General features: G+C 72.4%; 1 protein-coding gene and 1 pseudogene. Both read right to left on the bottom strand.

The features are described from left to right. Nucleotides 1-145, bottom strand: a pseudogene (locus G6026_RS07400) (MATE family efflux transporter); the annotation flags it as partial. 28 nt (nt 146-173) lie between these two features. Continuing rightward, a partial coding sequence (locus G6026_RS07395; RefSeq protein ID WP_241727975.1) for a DHHA1 domain-containing protein occupies nt 174-827 on the bottom strand: 654 nt, incomplete at its 5' end.

Below are 827 nucleotides of genomic sequence, written 5' to 3'. Positions count from 1 at the left end.
CGACACCCAGCGCGGCGAGGTCCTCGGGACCCTGCCGGCCCACGACGATGCCGTCGACGAGCAGGTAGATCGGTTCGGCCGCCAGCACCGGGAGGACCGGTAGTGCGATCGACCACAGGCGGCGTCCGAGATCCCCCACGCCCATCTCCGGGGCGGTGGGCCGAGGCCCCGGGTCAGACGAGGAGCTCACGGAGCCTCGCCGTGACGCGTGCGGCGTCTCCGCGCACGGTGCACCCGGCCGCAGCGGGGTGCCCTCCCCCGCCGAGCGCCGAGGCGACGGCCGAGACATCGATACTGTCGCCGCGACCGGGACGGGAACGCAGTGATACCGCGCACTCTCCCGGGCGGATCTCCTTGACGAGAACCGCGACCTGCGCCTCCCTCACCCCCTGGAGGTGGGACACGAGCGACTCGACGTCCGCCTCGTCCGCCGACGCCACGACCTCGTGGGGAACCGTCAGCCAGACCACCCCCCGTCCCCCGACCGCGCCGGGGTCCAGGCGAGCCGTGCTCAGCAGTTCCCCCAGCACTCGGAGCCAGGGGAAGGAATGCGCGTCGAGCAGAGCGAATCCCACCGCTCTGGCCTCCGCACCCGCGGCGAGCAGTCGCCGGGCCGTGTCGTGCGACCCCGCGCCACCCCACCGGAAGGACCCGGTGTCGGTGACGAGACCCGCGTAGAGGCTCGTCGCGAGCTCGGGGTCGACCGGATAGCGACCGGCCTCGAGTACATCGAGGACCATACTCGCGGTGGAGGCCGCCCCGGGATCCAGGAACAGGTGCGTCCCGAAGCCGGGGTTGGAACGGTGATGGTCCACCACCAGTACCTC

The organism is Dietzia sp. DQ11-38-2, from assembly GCF_014145055.1.
Classification (GTDB): domain Bacteria; phylum Actinomycetota; class Actinomycetes; order Mycobacteriales; family Mycobacteriaceae; genus Dietzia.
The sequence above is the reverse complement of the archived record's forward strand: the minus strand, read 5'-3'. Positions and strand labels throughout refer to the sequence as shown.